This is a genomic window from Streptomyces specialis (genome assembly GCF_001493375.1).
Classification (GTDB): domain Bacteria; phylum Actinomycetota; class Actinomycetes; order Streptomycetales; family Streptomycetaceae; genus Streptomyces; species Streptomyces specialis.
The window spans coordinates 47,432-65,619 of the sequence record NZ_LN929897.1 but is presented as its reverse complement, the minus strand read 5'-3'; the positions used below and the strand labels follow the sequence as shown (position 1 = coordinate 65,619).

Annotated in this window: 19 protein-coding genes and 1 pseudogene; 8 read left to right on the top strand and 12 right to left on the bottom strand. The window is 72.7% G+C overall.

All coding sequences use genetic code 11. The features are described 5' to 3' along the window. Positions 1-2: 2 nt before the first annotated feature. The 9 genes and pseudogenes from BN2279_RS22865 to BN2279_RS22825 form a co-directional block, all read right to left on the bottom strand. The gene (locus tag BN2279_RS22865) at positions 3-1,919 is read right to left on the bottom strand and encodes an NADH-quinone oxidoreductase subunit 5 family protein (RefSeq protein ID WP_059012803.1); all 1,917 of its coding nucleotides are present in this window, start codon (positions 1,917-1,919) and stop codon (positions 3-5) included. Continuing rightward, a complete protein-coding gene (gene nuoK, locus BN2279_RS22860; RefSeq protein ID WP_059012800.1) occupies positions 1,916-2,236 on the bottom strand; it encodes an NADH-quinone oxidoreductase subunit NuoK in 321 nt (106 codons plus the stop codon). Before nuoK ends, BN2279_RS22865 begins: the two co-directional genes overlap by 4 nt. Further along, the gene (locus tag BN2279_RS22855; protein WP_059012798.1) at positions 2,236-2,838 is read right to left on the bottom strand and encodes an NADH-quinone oxidoreductase subunit J family protein; all 603 of its coding nucleotides are present in this window, start codon (positions 2,836-2,838) and stop codon (positions 2,236-2,238) included. The genes nuoK and BN2279_RS22855 overlap by 1 nt, the downstream gene beginning before the upstream one ends. Then, positions 2,835-3,356, bottom strand: a complete 522-nt coding sequence (locus BN2279_RS22850; RefSeq protein WP_059012797.1) for a NuoI/complex I 23 kDa subunit family protein — start codon at positions 3,354-3,356, stop codon at positions 2,835-2,837. Before BN2279_RS22850 ends, BN2279_RS22855 begins: the two co-directional genes overlap by 4 nt. Continuing rightward, positions 3,353-4,312: a complex I subunit 1/NuoH family protein gene (locus tag BN2279_RS22845; protein ID WP_199827783.1), complete on the bottom strand. Its 960-nt coding sequence runs from the start codon at positions 4,310-4,312 to the stop codon at positions 3,353-3,355. The genes BN2279_RS22850 and BN2279_RS22845 overlap by 4 nt, the downstream gene beginning before the upstream one ends. Beyond that, entirely contained in the window at positions 4,312-4,941 is a 630-nt protein-coding gene (locus BN2279_RS30040) for a hypothetical protein (protein WP_199827782.1), read from the bottom strand. The genes BN2279_RS22845 and BN2279_RS30040 overlap by 1 nt, the downstream gene beginning before the upstream one ends. Before the next feature lie 341 nt (positions 4,942-5,282). Next, positions 5,283-5,576, bottom strand: a pseudogene (locus BN2279_RS31255) (NADH-quinone oxidoreductase subunit C); the annotation flags it as partial. Positions 5,577-5,662: 86 nt separating this feature from the next. Next, positions 5,663-6,157 (bottom strand): NADH-quinone oxidoreductase subunit B, encoded by a 495-nt coding sequence (locus BN2279_RS22830; protein WP_234348094.1) that lies wholly within the window; start codon positions 6,155-6,157, stop codon positions 5,663-5,665. A 50-nt stretch (positions 6,158-6,207) separates the two neighbouring features. Continuing rightward, a complete protein-coding gene (locus tag BN2279_RS22825) occupies positions 6,208-6,579 on the bottom strand; it encodes an NADH-quinone oxidoreductase subunit A (protein WP_234348062.1) in 372 nt (123 codons plus the stop codon). 165 nt (positions 6,580-6,744) lie between these two features. Between BN2279_RS22825 and BN2279_RS22820 the strand changes: the two genes are divergently transcribed. The 7 genes from BN2279_RS22820 to BN2279_RS22790 all read left to right on the top strand — a co-directional run bounded on the left by BN2279_RS22820 (position 6,745) and on the right by BN2279_RS22790 (position 14,693). Continuing rightward, positions 6,745-7,953, top strand: coding sequence for a sensor histidine kinase (locus BN2279_RS22820; RefSeq protein ID WP_059012787.1), 1,209 nt, complete (start codon positions 6,745-6,747; stop codon positions 7,951-7,953). 11 nt (positions 7,954-7,964) lie between these two features. Further along, complete coding sequence (locus BN2279_RS22815) at positions 7,965-9,239, top strand: sensor histidine kinase (RefSeq protein ID WP_059013609.1); 1,275 nt, start codon at positions 7,965-7,967, stop codon at positions 9,237-9,239. A 68-nt stretch (positions 9,240-9,307) separates the two neighbouring features. Beyond that, positions 9,308-9,967, top strand: coding sequence for a response regulator transcription factor (locus tag BN2279_RS22810; RefSeq protein ID WP_059013608.1), 660 nt, complete (start codon positions 9,308-9,310; stop codon positions 9,965-9,967). 178 nt (positions 9,968-10,145) lie between these two features. Beyond that, on the top strand, positions 10,146-12,056 hold the full coding sequence (locus tag BN2279_RS22805) for a 2-oxoacid:acceptor oxidoreductase subunit alpha (protein ID WP_059012785.1): 1,911 nt from the start codon (positions 10,146-10,148) through the stop codon (positions 12,054-12,056). After that, positions 12,046-13,134: a 2-oxoacid:ferredoxin oxidoreductase subunit beta gene (locus BN2279_RS22800; RefSeq protein ID WP_059012783.1), complete on the top strand. Its 1,089-nt coding sequence runs from the start codon at positions 12,046-12,048 to the stop codon at positions 13,132-13,134. The genes BN2279_RS22805 and BN2279_RS22800 overlap by 11 nt, the downstream gene beginning before the upstream one ends. 102 nt (positions 13,135-13,236) lie before the next feature. After that, complete coding sequence (gene rarD / locus BN2279_RS22795; protein WP_059012781.1) at positions 13,237-14,199, top strand: EamA family transporter RarD; 963 nt, start codon at positions 13,237-13,239, stop codon at positions 14,197-14,199. An 83-nt stretch (positions 14,200-14,282) separates the two neighbouring features. Beyond that, positions 14,283-14,693, top strand: coding sequence for a four-helix bundle copper-binding protein (locus tag BN2279_RS22790; protein ID WP_059012778.1), 411 nt, complete (start codon positions 14,283-14,285; stop codon positions 14,691-14,693). 12 nt (positions 14,694-14,705) lie between these two features. Here the strand turns inward: BN2279_RS22790 and BN2279_RS22785 are convergent, their stop codons facing one another. Continuing rightward, a complete protein-coding gene (locus BN2279_RS22785) occupies positions 14,706-15,314 on the bottom strand; it encodes a CGNR zinc finger domain-containing protein (RefSeq protein WP_059012776.1) in 609 nt (202 codons plus the stop codon). A gap of 21 nt (positions 15,315-15,335) precedes the next feature. Here BN2279_RS22785 and BN2279_RS22780 point away from each other — a divergent pair, with 21 nt between their 5' ends. Continuing rightward, positions 15,336-15,788 (top strand): VOC family protein, encoded by a 453-nt coding sequence (locus tag BN2279_RS22780; protein ID WP_059012774.1) that lies wholly within the window; start codon positions 15,336-15,338, stop codon positions 15,786-15,788. A gap of 248 nt (positions 15,789-16,036) precedes the next feature. Here the strand turns inward: BN2279_RS22780 and BN2279_RS22775 are convergent, their stop codons facing one another. Together BN2279_RS22775 and BN2279_RS22770 are read right to left on the bottom strand one after the other, a co-directional pair. Then, positions 16,037-16,915 carry a LolA family protein gene (locus BN2279_RS22775; RefSeq protein ID WP_159037318.1) on the bottom strand — a complete coding sequence of 293 codons (879 nt, stop codon included), beginning with the start codon at positions 16,913-16,915 and terminating at the stop codon, positions 16,037-16,039. A gap of 200 nt (positions 16,916-17,115) precedes the next feature. Next, on the bottom strand, positions 17,116-18,126 hold the full coding sequence (locus BN2279_RS22770) for a polyprenyl synthetase family protein (RefSeq protein WP_059012769.1): 1,011 nt from the start codon (positions 18,124-18,126) through the stop codon (positions 17,116-17,118). Positions 18,127-18,188 lie beyond the last annotated feature (62 nt).

Below are 18,188 nucleotides of genomic sequence, written 5' to 3'. Positions count from 1 at the left end.
GGTCACTTCCCCGTGACGACGAGGACGGCGGCGACGGCCAGGACGAGGGCCCCGGCCACCAGGGCGGTGAGGTACGTCTGCACGTTGCCGGTCTGGGCGCGGCGGGTGAGGGTGCCGAGCAGGCCGGGCCCGGCGGCGGCGCCGCGTACGTAGGTGTCGACGACGGCCGCGTCGAGGAACCGCACCAGCCGGGCGGCGGCCAGCGCCGGCCGGACGAACGCCGCCGCGTACAGGGCGTCCACGTGGAATCCGGCGGCGGCGGGGCGGTGCAGCGGGCCGAGCAGCACGGGCCCCGGATCGACCGGCCCGTCGCCCTCGTACGCCCGCCGCCAGCCCGCCCAGGCGGCGAGCGCCCCGAGCAGCGCGGCGCCGGTGGCCAGCAGCGAGGTCAACGTGGTGGGCGCCAGGGAACCGCCGTCGAACCAGTCGGGCAGCTCGCGGTAGGCGAGGCCGAGTGCCAGGGCGGGCAGCGCGAGTGCCCACAGCACGGCGGTCATCGCCGGGCTCGCGCCCTCCCCCACCGGCACCGGCTCCTCGCGCGTCCCGGCCGGGTCGTGGAAGGCGACCAGCCACAGCCGGGCCGCGTAGGCCGCCGTGACCAGGGCCGTGGCCAGGCCCGCGACCAGCACGATCCAGCCGGCGGCGGCCGGCACGTTGTGGCCCGGATCGAGCGCGGCGTGCTCGGCGGCGCCCAGCACGGCCTCCTTGGAGAAGAAACCGGAGAACGGCGGCACGGCGGCCAGGGCGAGCAGCCCGATGGTCATCGTCCAGAACACGTCGGGCGCCTTCCGTTTCAGCGCCCGCAGGTGCGACATGGCGGCCAGCGACCCGGTGCCCGCGGTGTGGATGAGGACCCCGGCGGTGAGGAAGAGCAGGGCCTTGAACGCGCCGTGGGTCAGCAGGTGGAAGACGGCGGCGCCGCGGTCGGCGACGGCGAGGGCGCCGGTCATGTAGCCCAGTTGCCCGATGGTGGAGTACGCCAGTATCCGTTTGACGTCGTCCTGGGCGAGGGCGGCGAGCGCCGAGCCGAGCATGGTGACCGCCGAGACGACCGCGAGGACGGCCAGGGCGGCTGCCGAGGCGGTGAAGACGGGCAGCAGGCGGGCGATCAGGTAGACGCCCGCGGCGACCATGGTGGCGGCGTGGATGAGCGCCGACACGGGCGTCGGGCCGGCCATCGCGCCGGGCAGCCACGTGTGGAGCGGCACCTGCGCCGACTTGCCGGCCACCCCGGCGAGCAGCAGCAGCGCCACCAGCGTGGGGTGGTCCAGCTCCAGCGCCTGGGCCGCCGAGGACGGTGCCGTGAGGCGGGCCGCGATGGCGCTGATCCGGAACGTCTCCGCGTCGCCCGCCAGGGCCAGGATGCCGATGAGGAACGGCACGTCGCCGAGCTTGGTGACCAGGAACGCCTTCAGCGAGGCGGCGCGGGCGGCGGAGGTCTCCCAGTAGTGGCCGACCAGGAAGTACGACGCGATGCCCATGACCTCCCAGCCGGTCAGCAGCACGATCAGGTCGTCGGTGTAGACGACCAGCAGCATCGCGGCGGTGAAGAGGGAGACGAGGGCGGCGTACGACGGGTAGCGCGGGTCGCCGCGCATGTAGCCGGTGGAGTAGAGCTGGACGCAGGCCGCGACGACGGTGACCAGGACCGCCACCAGGACGGCGAACCCGTCGAGGTGCAGGGCCAGCTCGATGGGCAGCGCGTCGTTCCCGGTGCGGGTGAGGCGGGGGGCCGCGTCGATCGGCGCGCCGCCGCCCGGGCGCACCGCCACGAGGACGGCGAGCGCGGCGGCGAGGAGCGTCGGCAGCACGGCGAGCGGGCGCACGAACTCGGGGGCGCGCCGGCCGGTGAGCAGGATCAGGGCCGCGGCGGCGAAGGGCAGCAGCGGGACGAGGACGGCGGCGGTCGTGGTGTTCACGTGACGGGCTTCTTCTCCCGGAGCTCGGTGAGCCGGTCGACGGCCACCGTGCCGCGGCGGCGGTGGACGAGCAGCACGATGGCGAGGCCGATGCCGATCTCCGCGGCGGCGAGGGCGATGAGGAAGAGCGTGAGAACCTGCCCGGCGTGGGTGACGTCGCGGAGCCAGACGTCGAACGCGACGAGGTTGAGGCCGACGGCGGCGAGCATCAGCTCCACCGCCATCAGCACCAGGATGGCGTTCCGCCTGGCCAGGACGCCGTACAGGCCGACGCAGAACAGCAGCGCGGACAGCACGGCCGGGTAGACGAGGTGCATCAGCGACCGCCGCCCTTCGCGGGCCCGGTGCCGGTCGTGCCGGTCGTGCCGGGGGTGCCGGCCGGGTCGGGGGCGTCGGGGGTGTCCTTGCGGGACAGGACGATGGCGCCGACCAGCGCGGCGAGCAGCAGCACGGACAGCGCCTCGAACGGCAGCACCCAGACGCGGAACAGGCTGTCGCCGATCGGCCCGGACTCGCCGTGCGGGGTGTCGAGGTCGATCCAGGCGGTGCGGAACGCGTCGGCGACGAGGGTGACGAGGGTACCCGCCGCGGCGAGAGCGACGACGAGGGCGACCGGGCGGTTCCCCGAGTCGGCCTCGGCGCTCGGCCCGATGGGCGCCTTGGTGAGCATCAGCCCGAACAGCAGCAGCACGACGACCGAGCCGAGGTAGATCAGGACCTGCACCCAGGCCACGAACTCGGCGGTGAGCAGCAGGTACTGGACAGCGAGCCCGCCGAGGGCGACCACCAGCCAGAGCGCGGCGTGCACGAGCTGTTTCGTGGTGACGCAGAGCACGGCGGCGCCGAGGACGACGAGGCCGGTCAGGACGAAGACGATCTCCTGTCCGGACGGCGAGAGGTACCCGTTTCCGCCGCTCATGTCGCCTCCCCCGCGCGTTCCGCCGCCTTGCGGGCGGCGGCGATCTCCTTGGGCTCCTCGGCCGCCTGGTCGAGCGGCGGCGGCTCGGGAACGGTCCACATCCATTCGCGCAGCCGGTCGCGCTCGTGGGTCAGCTCGCGGATGTCGGTCTCGGCGTACTCGAACTCCGGGGACCAGAACAGCGCGTCGAACGGGCAGACCTCGACGCAGATCCCGCAGTACATGCAGAGCGAGAAGTCGATGGCGAACCGGTCGAGGACGTTGCGGCTGCGCTCCCGTCCGCCGGGGGCGGCGGCGGGGAGGGTCTCCTTGTGGGAGTCGATGTAGATGCACCAGTCGGGGCACTCGCGGGCGCAGAGCATGCAGACCGTGCAGTTCTCCTCGAACAGCGCGATCACGCCCCGGCTGCGGGGCGGCAGTTCGGGCTGCGTCTCGGGGTACTGCTGGGTGACGGCGCGCCGCGTCATCGTGCGCAGCGTCACGGCCAGGCCCTTGACGAGGCCGGATCCGAAGGTCATGCGATCACCACCCTGACGACTCCGGTGAGGGCGACCTGGGCGAGGGCGAGCGGCACCAGCACCGTCCAGGCGAACCGCTGGATCTGGTCGGCGCGCAGCCGTGGCCAGGCCACGCGGGCCCAGATGACGAGGAAGGCGAGAACGGCGGTCTTCAGCAGCATCCACAGCCAGCCGAGGCTGTCGGCGGCCGGGCCGTGCCAGCCGCCGAGGAACAGGACGGCGGTCAGGGCGCAGATGACGACGATGCCGGCGTACTCGGCGAGGAGGAAGAAGGCGAAGCGCAGGCCGGAGTACTCGGTGTAGGCGCCGAAGACGATCTCCTCGTTGGCGATCGGCGCGTCGAACGGCGGCCGTTGCAGCTCGGCGAGGCCGGCGGTGAAGAACACGAACGCGCCGGTGAGCTGCCAGGGCACCCACCACCACTCGAACTCGGCGAGGATGCCGGGGAGGCTGAGCGTTCCGGCGGCCATGGCGACGGAGGCGGCGGTGAGGAGGAGCGGCAGCTCGTAGGCCATGAGCTGGGCGGCGGTGCGCATGCCGCCCAGCAGCGAGTACTTGTTGGCGGACGCCCAGCCGGCCATGAGGGAGCCGAGGACGCCGACGCCGAGGACGGCCAGCACGAACAGGATGCCGGCGTCGAGGACCTGCCCGACCATCCCGTCGGGGCCGAACGGGATCGCGATGAGGACGATCAGGTACGGGATGAGCGCGACGGCGGGCGCGATCTGGAAGACGCGGCGGTCGGCCCCGGCCGGGACGATGTCTTCCTTCTGCGCGAACTTCACGCCGTCGGCGACGAGCTGGGCCCAGCCGTGGAACCCGCCCGCGTGCATCGGGCCGACGCGGCCCTGCATGTGGGCCATGACCTTGTGCTCACCCTGCCCGACGAGGAGCGGCAGGACGAGAAAGGCGAGCAGCACGGCGACCAGCCGCGCGGCGACGTCGAGAAGCTCCATCACGCACCGCCCTCGTCACCGTCGCCGGAAGCGCCCTGGTTCCACGGCACATCCGAAGCCCGCCGCCCCCGCCGCGCCCGCCGCACCGCGTCCGCCTCCGGCGGCACCGCCTCGGACGAGTCCGCCTCCGGCTGCGGGGTGACCCCGGCCGCCTCGGGCGTAGCCGCCTCCGGCTGCGGGGTGTCCCCGGCCGCCTCGGGCGTAGCCGCCTCCGGCGGGGTGGTCCCGGGCGTGGCCGACTCGGACGGAGACTCCTCCGGCGTGGCCCTCGTGGGCGAGGTCGCCTCCGGCGTGGCCGCCTTCGGCGGGGTGGTCCCGGGCGTGGGTGTCCCGTGCGGGTTCGTTCCCGGCGCGACCGAATCAGGCGCGTCCGCCTCCGGCGTGGCCGCGTCGGACGGAGCCGCCTTGGACGGAGACTCCTCCGGCACCGCCGCCTCGCGCTTGGCCGTCGTGGGTGGGGTCGCCTCCGGCGGGGTGGTCCCGGGCGTGGGTGTCCCGTGCGGGCTCGTTCCCGGCGCGACCGAATCAGGCGCGTCGGCCACCGACGTGGCCGCGTCGGACGGAGCTGCCTTGGAGGTGTCCGCCTCCGGCGGGGTGGTCGGGGACGTGGCCGACTCGGACGGAGACACCTCCGGCGCGGTCGCCTCGGACGTGGCCCTCGTGGGCGAGGTCGCCTCCGGCGGGGCCACGCGGGACGGAGCCGCCTTGGACGGAGACTCCTCCGGCACCGCCGCCTCGCGCTTGGCCGTCGTGGGTGGGGTCGCCTCCGGCGGGGTGGTCCCGGGCGTGGGTCCTTCAGGGGGCCCCACTCGTTCGGGTCGGGGACGCCGGGCGGGAGCATCTGGCGGCGCTTGGGGCCGCCGTGGGCCGGTTCGCCGGGCTCCTTCGCGCCGGGCCACGCCTTCGCGACGCGCGCCGCCAGGACGAAGTCCTTCCGCAGCGGGTGGCCTTCGAAGTTCTCCGGGAGCAGCAGCGGGGCCAGGCCGGGGTGGCCGGGGAAGTCGATGCCGAACATCTCGTGCGTCTCCCGCTCGTGCCACGAGGCGCCCGCGTACACGCCGGTCACGGTCGGCAGCGCGGCGTCCGCGTGCGGCACCGTGGTGCGCAGCAGCAGGCGGCGCGCCGGGGTGCCGAGGGCGACGACGTGGGCGCAGACGAGGAAGCCGGTGCCCGGCTCGTCCACCGCGCTCAGCCAGTCGAAGAACGCGCAGCCCAGCTCGTCCCGCGCGGTCCGCAGCGCCTCGGGCCAGGCGGCCGGGGGCACGTCCACGGTGAGCACCTCGTAGGCCACGGTCGCCTCGGCGCCCTCCCCGAAGAGCTCCGCCGCGGGACGCGGCAGCCAGTCGGCCGTCACCGGCCGGTTCCGTCCGGTGTGACGAGACCGCTGGTCAGGGCCGCCGGCGAGGCGGCGTACCGCTCGGTGGTCGACTCGGCCGCGATCTTCTCCTGGAGGGTGAGGATGCCCTGCATCAGCGCCTCGGGCCGGGGCGGGCAGCCGGGCACGTAGACGTCGACCGGGACGATCTGGTCGACGCCCTTGGTGACGGCGTACGAGTCCCAGTACGGGCCGCCGCAGTTGGCGCAGGCGCCGAACGAGATGACGTACTTGGGCTCCGGCATCTGCTCGTACAGCCGCTTCACGGCGGGCGCCATCTTGTCGGTGACCGTCCCGGCGACGACCATCAGGTCGGCCTGGCGCGGGCCGGGCGCGAACGGGATCACGCCGAGCCGGATGAAGTCGTGCCGCGCCATCGACGCGGCGATGAACTCGATGGCGCAGCAGGCGAGTCCGAAGTTGAACACCCACAGGCTGTAGCGGCGGCCCCAGTTGAGGACCACCTTCATCGGCTCGGGCGCCAGCCTGGCCAGCGGGCCGAGCGACGGCTTGACCGGGGTCAGGTCCACGTCAGAACCCCCTTCTTCCAGGCGTAGAGCAGCCCCACGCCGAGGAAGCCCAGGAAGATGAACATCTCCACGAGCGTGGTGCCGCCGAAACCGTCGGCGGCGAAGACCGTCGCCCACGGGAAGAGGAAGACGGAGTCGACGGCGAAGATCACGTACAGGAAGGCGTAGACGTAGAACCGGACCTGGGTGTGGGCCCAGCCCTCGCCGACCGGATCGACGCCGGACTCGTACGTCAGCAGCTTCTCGGGTGTCGGGACCACGGGCCGCAGCAGGTGGTTCGCGCCGAAGGCGACGGCGACGAACAGCACGCCGACGACCGCGACCAGACCGACGACCGAGTAGCCGTGGAAGTAGTCGGGCACGTTTCGGCCTCCGACCGGGGACAGGGGGACTGACAGCACGGGAGTCTAGGGGGTGGTGCCCGGCTTGTGACCACGGCGGTGGTGCCGGGGGGTGGGGATAGCCCCACCGTGGTTGACCGATCCACCCCATGGCGGCGGTATCCGCGGCCCGGCACTCTTGGGGCCATGACCAGCACCATCACCGAACCCGGGGCGCGGACATCGCTGCCGCCGCCGCGCGCCCCGCTGGGCCCGCAGACCTGGCGCGAGTGCGGATATCTCCTGTCGAGCTGGCCGCTCGACCTGATCGCGTTCTGCTACGTGGTGACGTGGATCTACGTCGGCGTCCTGCTGTCGGTGACGGTCATCGGCCTGCCGGTGCTGGCGGCGGGCCTGCTCGGGTGCCGCCGGTTCGGCGCCTGGGAGCGGTCACGGGCCAGGGCGCTGCTGCGGCTGGACATCGACGAGCCGAGCCCGCTGCCCGGCGCCGGGCGGGGCAACGGCTTCTTCGGGTGGGTGTGGGCCGGGCTGAAGGACCCGGTCGGCTGGCGGACGGCGCTGTTCTTCGTGGTGCGGCTGCCGTGGCCGACGCTGACCTGCTGGGTGACATTCGTCTCGCTGTTCGTGGCCTGGCCGGCGCTGCCGTGGCTGGCGCGCTGGATGACGGACGTGGACCGGGCGCTGGTGCGGGGCCTGTTGTCGCCGTCGGACGAGCTGGAGCGGCGTATCGCCGCGCTGGAGTCGGGCCGGGTGACGGTGACGGAGGCGGCCAGCGCCGATCTGCGGCGGATCGAGCGGGATTTGCACGACGGGGCGCAGGCGCGGCTGGTGGCGCTGGCGATGGATCTGGGGCTGGCGAAGGAGAAGCTGACCGAGGACCCGGAGACGGCGGCCCGGATGGTGGAGGAGGCCCACGGCGAGGTCAAGCTCGCCCTTCAGGAGCTGCGGGATCTGGCGCGCGGCATCCATCCGGCGATCCTGACCGACCGGGGACTGGGCCCGGCGCTGTCCGCCGTCGCCTCCCGCTGCACCGTCCCGGTCCGGGTGACGGTGGAGCTGGCCGCCCGGCCGGCCCCGGCCATCGAGGGCATCGCGTACTACACGGCCTCCGAGCTGCTGCAGAACGTCAGCAAGCACAGCGGCGCCGCGCACGCCTCGCTGGAGGTGTGGCGGGCCGGGGACCGTCTGATGCTCCAGGTCACCGACGACGGCCGCGGCGGCGCCGACGCCACGGCGGGCTCCGGCCTCGCGGGCCTGGCCGAACGGCTCGCCGCCGTGGACGGCCTGCTGGCCATCGCCTCCCCCACCGGCGGCCCGACCACCGTCACCGCCGAACTCCCCTGGCGGGACCGCCCGGCGCGGACCGCCGGCCCAGCGGAAGGAACCCTCCGGTGACCGTGCTGCGCATGCCTTTCACGGCCCGCTTCTGGCGGGAGGGCCTGTACGGGCTGCTGAACCTGCCGATGGCGCTGATCGGTTTCGTCTTCGCGGTGACCGGCCTGTCGGTCAGCGGCGGACTGCTGGTCACGTTCGTCGGGCTGCCGCTGATGGCCGTGGTGCTGCTGGGCCTGCGGCTGTTCGGGCGGCTGGAGCGGAGCCGGGCGCGGCTGCTGCTGCGGCACGAGGTGGCCGAGCCGGAGCCACTGCGGCTGCGTGAGGGGCGCCGGGGTCCGCTGGCGTGGACGGGCGCGCTGCTGCGCAGTGACGTGTCCTGGCGGTCGGCGGCGTACGCGCTGCTGCACCTGCCGTGGGGGGTGTTCACGTTCTCGGTGGTGACGGCGCTGTGGGCGGCGGGCTGGTCGATGCTGACGTATCCGCTGTGGTTCTGGACGATCCCCGCGTACACCGACGAGCCGGGCGTGGGGATCAACACGGACGGCGAGGGCGGCGGCTGGATCTGGAACGGGCCGCTGGAGGTGCTGATGGCCACGGTGCTGGGGATGCTGGTGCTGGTCGCCGCCGTCCCCCTGTTCCGGGGCATGGCGGCGGTGGACCGGGCGCTGGTGTCCGGTCTGCTGGGCCCGTCGGCCGCGGCGACGCGGGTGCGGCAGTTGGAGTCGGACCGGTCGGTCGTCGTGGATGCCTCGGCGGCGGATCTGCGGCGGATCGAGCGGGACTTGCACGACGGGGCGCAGGCGCGGCTGGTGGCGCTGGCGATGGATCTGGGGCTGGCGAAGGAGAAGCTGACCGAGGACCCGGAGACGGCGGCCCGGATGGTGGAGGAGGCCCACGGCGAGGTCAAGCTCGCCCTTCAGGAGCTGCGGGATCTGGCGCGCGGCATCCATCCGGCGATCCTGACCGACCGGGGACTGGGCCCGGCGCTGTCCGCCGTCGCCTCCCGCTGCACCGTCCCGGTGGTGGTGGAGGCGGAGCTGGATTCGCGTCCGGCGGAGGCGATCGAGGGCATCGCGTACTACACGGCCTCCGAGCTGCTGCAGAACGTCAGCAAGCACAGCGCGGCGCGGCGGGCGCAGGTCGATGTGTGGCGGGCCGGGGACCGTCTGATGCTCCAGGTCACCGACGACGGCCGCGGCGGCGCCGACGCCACGGCGGGCTCGGGCCTGGCGGGCCTGGCCGAACGGCTCGCCGCCGTGGACGGCCTCCTGGCCATCGCCTCCCCCACCGGCGGCCCGACCACCGTCACGGCGGCGCTGCCCTGGCGGGACCGCCCGGCTTCCTGAGCCTCCGGGGCCGCGCGAGGTGAGATCCTGCTCGGCGGGAGCTTGCCTTCGTGGACGGGGAGTGGAACGTGCGGGTGGTCATCGCCGAGGACTCGGTGCTGCTGCGGGAGGGGCTGACCCGGTTGCTCAACGACCGGGGGCACGACGTCGTCGCCGGGGTCGGTGACGGGGAGGCGCTGATCAGCGCGGTGCGGGAGCTGGCGGACGGGGGCGAGCCGCCGGATGTGGTGGTCGCGGACGTGCGGATGCCGCCGACACACACGGACGAGGGCGTGCGGGCGGCCGTGCGGCTGCGGGAGCGGTATCCGGACCTCGGCGTGCTGGTGCTCTCGCAGTACGTGGAGGAGCAGTACGCCACCGAGCTGATCGCCGGGTCCAGCCGGGGGGTGGGCTATCTGCTGAAGGACCGGGTCGCGGACGTCAGCGAGTTCGTCGAGGCGGTGACCCGGGTCGCTTCGGGCGGCACGGCGCTCGACCCGGAGGTCGTGGCGCAGTTGCTCGGACGCAGTCGCAAGCAGGACGTGGTCGCCGGGCTCACGCCGCGGGAAAGGGAAGTCCTAGGACTGATGGCGGAGGGCCGAACGAACTCGGCCATCGCTCAACAACTCGTTGTGAGCCATGGAGCGGTCGAAAAGCACGTAAGCAACATCTTCATGAAACTCGGGTTGGCACAGAGTGACACAGATCACCGGCGGGTCTTGGCGGTTCTGACCTATCTGAATTCCTAGCCTCCTGACAGGCTGGAACAGGGATGGGGGACGGGGAAGACCGGGGCGCGCGGGGATGGTTGAGGGTGCGAGAACGCCATGGGACGAGGCCACGTCCCATCATGTGATCACCTTCAGGTAGGTAACCCTTACCCACGTACCATGGCCGAGATGAGCCGCCTCGAAGGAGGACTGAGCAGTGACCACTGAGGTCGATGCCGACCAGGGAAGCCGGGACCACGGGGGCGCCAAGGATGTCAGGCGCCTGGACCGGGTGATCATCCGTTTCGCCGGGGACTCCGGTGACGGAATGCAGCTCACGGGTGACCGTTTCACGTCGGAGACGGCTTCCCTGGGGAATGACCTGTCCACGCTGCCGAACTTTCCTGCGGAAATCCGGGCTCCCGCCGGCACGCTTCCCGGTGTCTCCTCCTTCCAGCTCCACTTCGCGGATCACGACATCCTGACTCCGGGTGACGCCCCGAATGTCCTGGTGGCGATGAACCCGGCGGCGTTGAAGGCGAATCTTCCCGATCTGCCGCGCGGCGCGGAGCTGATCGTGAACACCGATGAGTTCGGTTCGCGGGCGCTGGCCAAGGTCGGTTACGAAAGCAATCCGCTGGAGGACGGCTCCCTGGAGGGGTACGCGCTGCACAAGGTGCCGCTGACGACGCTGACGGTGGAGGCGCTGAAGGGTTTCGACCTGACGCGCAAGGACGCGGGCCGGTCGAAGAACATGTTCGCGCTCGGTCTGCTGTCGTGGATGTACCACCGGCCGACGGAGGGCACCGAGGCGTTCCTGCGGTCGAAGTTCGCCAAGCGTCCGGAGATCGCCGAGGCGAACATCACGGCGTTCCGGGCGGGGTGGAACTTCGGTGAGACGACCGAGGAGTTCGCCGTCTCCTACGAGGTGGCGCCGGCGGCGTCGGCGTTCCCGGCCGGCACGTACCGGAACATCTCGGGGAACCTGGCGCTGGCCTACGGTCTGATCGCGGCGGCGCAGCGGGCCGATCTGCCGCTGTTCCTGGGCTCCTACCCGATCACCCCGGCCTCGGACATCCTGCACGAGCTGTCGCGGCACAAGAACTTCGGCGTGCGGACGTTCCAGGCCGAGGACGAGATCGCCGGTATCGGCGCGGCGCTGGGCGCGGCGTTCGGCGGGGCGCTGGGGGGGACCACCACCTCGGGGCCCGGTGTGGCGCTGAAGTCGGAGACGATCGGCCTGGCCGTGTCGCTGGAGCTGCCGCTGCTGATCGTGGACATCCAGCGCGGCGGCCCCTCGACCGGTCTGCCGACCAAGACCGAGCAGGCGGACCTGCTCCAGGCGATGTACGGCCGCAACGGCGAGGCGCCCGTGCCGATCATCGCCCCGGCCACGCCGGGCGACTGCTTCGCCGCCGCGGTGGACGCGGCCCGTATCGCGCTGACCTACCGCACCCCGGTGTTCCTGCTGTCCGACGGGTACCTGGCCAACGGCTCCGAGCCGTGGCGGGTGCCGGAGGCGGACCTGCTGCCGGACCTGCGGGTCCGGTTCGCCACGGGGCCCAACCACACGCTGGCGGACGGCACCGAGGTGTTCTGGCCGTACAAGCGGGACGAGACGACGCTGGCCCGGCCGTGGGCGGTGCCCGGCACCCCAGGGCTTGAGCACCGCATCGGCGGCATCGAGAAGCAGGACGGCACGGGCAACATCAGCTACGACCCGGCCAACCACGAGTTGATGGTCCGCACCCGCCAGGCCAAGACCGACGGCATCGAGGTGCCGGACGTCGTCGTGGACGACCCCGAGGGCCGGGCGCGGGTGCTGGTGCTGGGCTGGGGCTCGACGTTCGGGCCGATCACCGCCGCCGTCCGCCGCATCCGCCGGGCCGGCGGGCACATCGCCCAGACCCATCTGCGTCACCTCAACCCCTTCCCCGCGAACCTGGGGGAAGTGCTGCGGTCCTACGACCGGGTGGTGCTGCCGGAGATGAACCTCGGCCAGCTCGCCACCCTCCTGCGCGCCAGGTACCTGGTGGACGTCCGCTCCTTCACCCAGGTCAACGGCATGCCGTTCAAGGCCGAGCAGCTCGAAACCGCCTTCAAGGAGGCTGTCGACGATGTCCACTGACACGCCCGTCCCCCCCCGCCCCGCGCTCCCCCTCGTGCCCACCGCCGACACCCGCCAGAGCGCGAAGGACTTCAAGTCCGACCAGGAAGTCCGCTGGTGCCCCGGCTGCGGCGACTACGCCGTCCTGGCCGCCGTCCAGGGCTTCCTGCCCGAACTGGGCCTGGCCCGCGAGAACATCGTCTTCATCTCCGGCATCGGCTGCTCCTCCCGCTTCCCGTACTACATGAACACCTACGGGATGCACTCCATCCACGGCCGCGCCCCGGCCATCGCCACCGGCCTGGCCGCCGCCCGCCGCGACCTGTCGGTGTGGGTCGTCACCGGCGACGGCGACGCCCTGTCGATCGGCGGCAACCACCTCATCCACGCGCTGCGCCGCAACGTCAACCTCAAGATCCTGCTGTTCAACAACCGGATCTACGGCCTGACCAAGGGGCAGTACTCCCCGACCTCCGAGCCCGGCAAGATCACCAAGTCCACGCCCATGGGCTCCCTGGACACCCCGTTCAACCCGGTCTCGCTGGCCCTGGGCGCCGAGGCGTCGTTCGTGGCCCGCACCATCGACTCCGACCGCAAGCACCTGACCGGCGTGCTGCGCGCCGCCGCCGAGCACCACGGCTCGGCGCTGGTGGAGATCTACCAGAACTGCAACATCTTCAACGACGGCGCCTTCGAGTCCCTCAAGGACAAGGAACAGGCGCTGGAGGCCGTGATCCGCCTCGAACACGGCGCGCCGATCCGGTTCGGCGCCCCCGCCGCGGACGGGCTCGGCGGCAAGGGCGTGGTACGCGACCCGGCCACCGGCGAGCTGCGCGTGATCGAGGTGGCCACCGAGGGCACCGACGGCATCCTGGTCCACGACGCCCACGCCGACTCCCCGGTCACCGCGTTCGCGCTCTCCCGCCTCGCCGACCCCCACACCCTCCACCGCACCCCGGTCGGCGTGCTGCGCAGCGTCCAACGCCCGGTGTACGAGGACCTGATGGCCGACCAGGTGGAACGCGCCGTCGAACAGCACGGCAAGGGCGACCTCGCCGCGCTCCTGGCCGGCAACGACACCTGGACCGTCAAGGGCTGACCACCGGCCCGGCCACCGTCAGGACCGTCACCATGAAACGGGAATGACAACCCGCCCGCCCGGCGCTACCTTCGGGGAGGCGTCGGGCGACGGGAGACGGGCGTGAGGGCAGGCGGCGGCACGGCGAGCCGGGCGGGGCTGATCTACGGGTTCGCGGCGTTCGGGGCGTGGGGGCTGCTTCCGCTCTACTGGAACCTGCTGGCCGCCACACCGGCTCTGGAGGTGCTGGCCCACCGCGTGGTGTGGTCGCTGCCCACCGCGCTGCTGCTGCTGGTCGCGGTGCGGAACTGGGGATGGATCCGGCCGCTGCTGCGGCAGCCGAAGCGGCTGGGCATGCTGGCGCTCACCGCGACGCTCATCTCGGCGAACTGGTACATCTTCATCTGGGCCGTCGCCGAGGACCGGGTACTGGAAGCGTCCCTGGGCTACTTCGTCAATCCGCTGCTGACCATCGCGCTGGGCGTGGTGCTGCTCTCCGAGCGGCTGCGGCCCACGCAGTGGGTCGCCGTGGGCATCGGCGGCGCGGCGGTGATCGTGATGAGCGTCGCCTATGGCGAGGTGCCCTGGATCTCGCTGGTGCTCAGCGTCACCTTCGCCGCCTACGGGCTGGTCAAGAAGCGGACGGACCTGGGCGGCCTGGAGGGCTTCACCGCCGACTCCGCACTCCAGTTCCTGCCCGCGCTCGGATTCCTGGTGGTGAACGGGGCGCGCGGCGAGTCGACGTTCACCGGTGAGGGCGCCGGGCACACGCTGCTGCTGGTCGTCAGCGGGCTGGCCACCGCGCTGCCGCTGATCTTCTTCGGCGCCGCCGCCGTCCGGGTGCCGCTGTCCACGATCGGGCTGATGCAGTACATCGCGCCGATCACCATGTTCGTGCTGGGCGTGCTGGTCTTCCACGAGGAGATGCCGCCGGAGCGCTGGGCCGGGTTCCTGCTGGTGTGGGCGGCGCTGTGCCTGCTGACGTGGGACGCGCTCCGCCAGGCGCGGCGCAACCGCAGGACCGCCGCCGTCGCCCGCCACACTCCCGCCCCGGCCGGGCCGCGCCCGGCGGCGGTGACGGACTGAGGGCTGTTTCCCGTCCCGCGCCACCGGTTACCCGGGGGCGGACAGAACGGCTCTCTCCGACACCCGTGTGGAAGTGATGCACCATGACCATGGCCATCGACGACATGCTGCGCACCTACCCCGCCGACCTCGGCCAGGTGGACCGCGACCGGCTCAGGCGCTGCATCGAGGAGTGCGCGGCCTGTGCCCAGGCGTGCACCGCCTGCGCCGACTCCTGTCTGTCCGAGGACCGGGTAACCGACCTCGCGAAGTGCGTGCGCACCGATCTGGACTGCGCGGACATCTGCGAGGCGACGGCCCGCGTGCTGTCCCGGCACACCGGCTACGACGCCAATGTCACCCGCGCGCAGCTCATGGCGTGCGCGACGGTGTGCGCGGCGTGCGCCGAGGAGTGCGAGCGGCACGCCTCCACGCACGAGCACTGCCGCGTCTGCGCCGAGTCCTGCCGCCGCTGCGAGCGGGCGTGCCGGGAACTGCTGGACGCGCTCGGCTGACGGCCGGGCGGCTCAGCTCCCCTCCGGCTCCCCGGAGCGGCGGGCGCGCAGCGCCCTGACCTTGTGGCGGTTGCCGCAGTGCTCCATGGAGCACCAGCGGCGGCTGCCCGGGCGTGAGGTGTCCACATAGACCAGGTAGCAGTCGTCGCCCGCGCACTTCCGGATCCGGTCGCGGAAGCCGCCGGTCAGCAGCTCGACGGCGTCGTGCGCGACCGTGGCGAGCAGCCGCTCGCCGGTGACGGCACCCGCCCAGGTCCGCTCCCCGTCCGGACCGACCGCCGGGACCAGCGGGGGCCGCGCGGCGGCCCGGTTGACGACGGCGACATCGGCGGGGGCGCCGGGAGCGCCCTCGGCCCTGGCCAGGGCCAGCCGCCACAGGGCGTCCCGCAGCGCCTTGGCGGACGCCAGCTCGGCGTCGCTCACCTCGACCACGGGCGTCGGCGTGAGGCGGCAGCGCGCGGCCCAGACGGCCAGGTCGGCCGGGCCGTGCAGCACCTCGTACCGCGCGAACGCGCCGGGGCCGCCGGTCGGCAGCAGCTCCAGGCAGAGGGCGCCGGGATCGAAGCGGTACGGCGCTCCGGTGGCGGAGCGCAGAACGAGACCTGTTGCGGACGACGTCATGAAACCACTATAACTGGTTACATGACATTGGACTGGAAGCTGGTCATCGATACCCGGAACGCCCCCGCGCTCGCCGACTTCTGGGCCGCCGCCCTGGGATACGAGGTGGAGGACAACAGCCCCCTCATCGAACGCCTGCTGGCCGCCGGACAGGTCCGCGACGAGCAGATCGCCACGTGGGACGGCCGCAAGGGGTTCCGCGGCTTCGCGGCGATCCGCCATCCGGACGACCCCTACGACCCGGCGACCGGCATCGGCCAGGGCAGACGGCTGCTCTTCCAGGACGTGCCGGAGGCGAAATCGGTCAAGAACCGCCTGCACCTCGACCTCCGGGGCGAGCCCGGCGGGCTGGAGAAGCTGGTCGCCCGCCTTGAGTCGCTGGGCGCCACCCGTGTCGAGGAGCAGCAGCAGGGGCCGGTGGGCCACTGGTGGATCATGCGGGATCCCGAGGGCAACGAATTCTGCGCGGGCTGACCCCCACCTGTCTCTTATACACATCGCCGAGCCCACGAGACAGGCAGAAACCTCGTAAGCTCGGTCCGCCTTGAACCGGCCGCGTCGGATGTGTATAGGAGCCGGGCCCCCCCCCGGCCGCCCCGCCGCCCCCCGGCATCCCGACGTGTTCGTTCTTCGGGTGTACGTGGTGTGGGAGGTTCTCGCCGGGCCGCCGCTCCCACCCCTGATCGCGGCGGCCCGGCCAACGCCCTCCGGCGCCTGTGGGGCTACCTGGCGAGGGCGTCCGGGAGGAGGTCGGGGAGGATACCGGCGAACGGCTCCTCCGGGTCGACCTCCAGGACCTCCGCGTCACTCGGCGGGGGGAAGTCGAAGCCCCCGCCCGCCGGCTTCGCGTAGTCGATCTGCGAGAACGCCACGTCCAGCGACCTGTCGCCGTCGGCGTCCGCCGTCAGGGCCAGCGGCACCCCGGTCTCGGCGTCGATGGGGATCCGGACCGACTCGACGCCGCTCTCCGCCGCCGCGTCGCCCGTGGGCTCGTCCAGGAGCTGGTAGGCGCTGCGGCCCGCCACCCGGGCCGTGCCGTCCACCGAGATGTCCGCGTGCTCGCCCGCCGCCTCCAGGAACCGCTGGGCCGCCTCCTGCGGCGTGAGACCGCCCAGCCACTCCGCCGGGTCCTGCTCCTCCGCCGCCACGCCCTCCGGCACGTCGGCGCGCAGCACCGTGTTGCTGCTGGAGTCGTACGCCCACAGCTCGTCGCCGTTGTGAATCACGGCGAACTCCTCGGAGCCGTTGACCACGGCCAGCCGCTGGAGCTCCGGCCCGTCCACCGCGACCCGCAGCGTGCTCTCCCCGGCGGCCAGCTCCGCGAGCCGGCCCGCCGGGCCCTCTATGCCGCTGAGCACACCGCCCAGCATCCCGCCCAGGTCCGGTATGCCCAGGTCGGCGTCCACCTGCACGGTGCCCGAGAGCTGGGCCGTCTCCGACTCCGCCACCCGCGCCAGCAGCTCCTGCGCCGTGATGTCGGGCAGCTCGGGGCCGCCGCTGTCACTGGCGATCGCGGGCCAGAGCCCGGCCCCGACCGCCGCGATCCCGGCCACCACGGCGACCGGCACGGCCGCGCGCCGGACAGTACTGTTCAAAGCCATCAGATGCCCCTCCACTCGCCACTTGGCACTGGTAATTCCACCAGGCCAGGGCCGTTCCGGCATCCGCCAGGAGTTGGCCATCGGCGTACGACCAAGGGATGACCGCGCACCCGCGCGAGCGGCCCCGACCCGTAGGGGTCGCTGCCCACCGCGAGGTGATTCACACCAGGGAACGACAGGGCCGCAGTGGGTCGACGGACCTAGACCGTGCGGTCCGCCACCACGTCGCAGAGGTGGGCGAGGGCCTGCTTGGCCGGGGTGTCGGGCAGCGGGTCGAGGGCCTGCCGCGCCAGCCGCGCGAACGACCACGCGTCGCTCTTGGCGACGCCGAGCGCCGGATGCGCCCGCAGCCGGGCCAGCGCCTCCGCGTGACGCGCGTCATCGGTCAGGTCGCCGTCCAGCAGCGCGCACAGCTCCCGGTCCTCCGGCGAGCCGCCCTCCGCGGCCATCTCCCGCAGCCGCAGCACCGGCAGCGTCGCCACGCCCTCGCGCAGGTCGGTCCCCGGCGTCTTCCCCGACTCCTCGCCGTCGCTGGCGATGTCCAGCACGTCGTCGGCGAGCTGGAAAGCCGTCCCGATCCGCTCGCCGTACAGCGCCATCACGTTCATCACGGACTCGGGCGCGCCCGACATGAGCGCGCCCAGCCGCCCGGCCACGGAGATCAGCGACGCGGTCTTGCCCGCGATGACGTCCAGGTAGTGCGCTATCGGGTCCTCGCCCTCGCGCGGCCCCGCGGTCTCCTGGATCTGCCCGGTCACCAGGCGCTGGAACGCCTCCGCCTGGATGCGCACCGCCTCGTTCCCCAGATCGGCCGCTATCGCCGAGGCACGGGAGAAGAGGAAGTCGCCGGTGAGCACCGCCACCGAGTTGTTCCAGCGGGCGTTGGCGCTGGGCACGCCCCGCCGCATGTCGGCCTCGTCCATGATGTCGTCGTGGTACAGCGTGGCCAGGTGCGTCAGCTCCACCACCACGGCCGCCGGGACGACGCCCGGCGCGTGCGGATCGCCGACCCGCGCGGCCAGCAGCAGCAGCAGCGGCCGGAACCGCTTCCCCCCGGCGCGCACCAGATGCTGCGCCGTCTCCGTGATGAAGGGGACGTCGCTCTTGGTGGCCTCGTACAGCCTCGCCTCGACAGCCGCCAGACCCGCCTGAAGATCGGTGTTCAGAGCATCGTCCCGCACGCTCACCCCGAAAGGACCCACGACGATCACGAGCGCTCTCCCCTGTGTCCGGTGAGTTGTCTCCGGCAGCGTAACGGGTCGGCGGGGAAGCC

What these genes read in the sequence shown, in the direction of transcription:
- nuoK (WP_059012800.1), bottom strand. Translation starts at nt 2,236, where the DNA reads ATGCACCTCGTCTACCCGGCCGTGCTGTCCGCGCTGCTGTTCTGCGTC.
- BN2279_RS22855 (WP_059012798.1), bottom strand. Translation starts at nt 2,838, where the DNA reads ATGAGCGGCGGAAACGGGTACCTCTCGCCGTCCGGACAGGAGATCGTC.
- BN2279_RS22850 (WP_059012797.1), bottom strand. Translation starts at nt 3,356, where the DNA reads ATGACCTTCGGATCCGGCCTCGTCAAGGGCCTGGCCGTGACGCTGCGC.
- BN2279_RS22845 (WP_199827783.1), bottom strand. Translation starts at nt 4,312, where the DNA reads ATGGAGCTTCTCGACGTCGCCGCGCGGCTGGTCGCCGTGCTGCTCGCC.
- BN2279_RS22830 (WP_234348094.1), bottom strand. Translation starts at nt 6,157, where the DNA reads ATGAAGGTGGTCCTCAACTGGGGCCGCCGCTACAGCCTGTGGGTGTTC.
- BN2279_RS22820 (WP_059012787.1), top strand. Translation starts at nt 6,745, where the DNA reads ATGACCAGCACCATCACCGAACCCGGGGCGCGGACATCGCTGCCGCCG.
- BN2279_RS22815 (WP_059013609.1), top strand. Translation starts at nt 7,965, where the DNA reads ATGCCTTTCACGGCCCGCTTCTGGCGGGAGGGCCTGTACGGGCTGCTG.
- BN2279_RS22800 (WP_059012783.1), top strand. Translation starts at nt 12,046, where the DNA reads ATGTCCACTGACACGCCCGTCCCCCCCCGCCCCGCGCTCCCCCTCGTG.
- BN2279_RS22790 (WP_059012778.1), top strand. Translation starts at nt 14,283, where the DNA reads ATGACCATGGCCATCGACGACATGCTGCGCACCTACCCCGCCGACCTC.
- BN2279_RS22785 (WP_059012776.1), bottom strand. Translation starts at nt 15,314, where the DNA reads ATGACGTCGTCCGCAACAGGTCTCGTTCTGCGCTCCGCCACCGGAGCG.
- BN2279_RS22780 (WP_059012774.1), top strand. Translation starts at nt 15,336, where the DNA reads ATGACATTGGACTGGAAGCTGGTCATCGATACCCGGAACGCCCCCGCG.
- BN2279_RS22775 (WP_159037318.1), bottom strand. Translation starts at nt 16,915, where the DNA reads ATGGCTTTGAACAGTACTGTCCGGCGCGCGGCCGTGCCGGTCGCCGTG.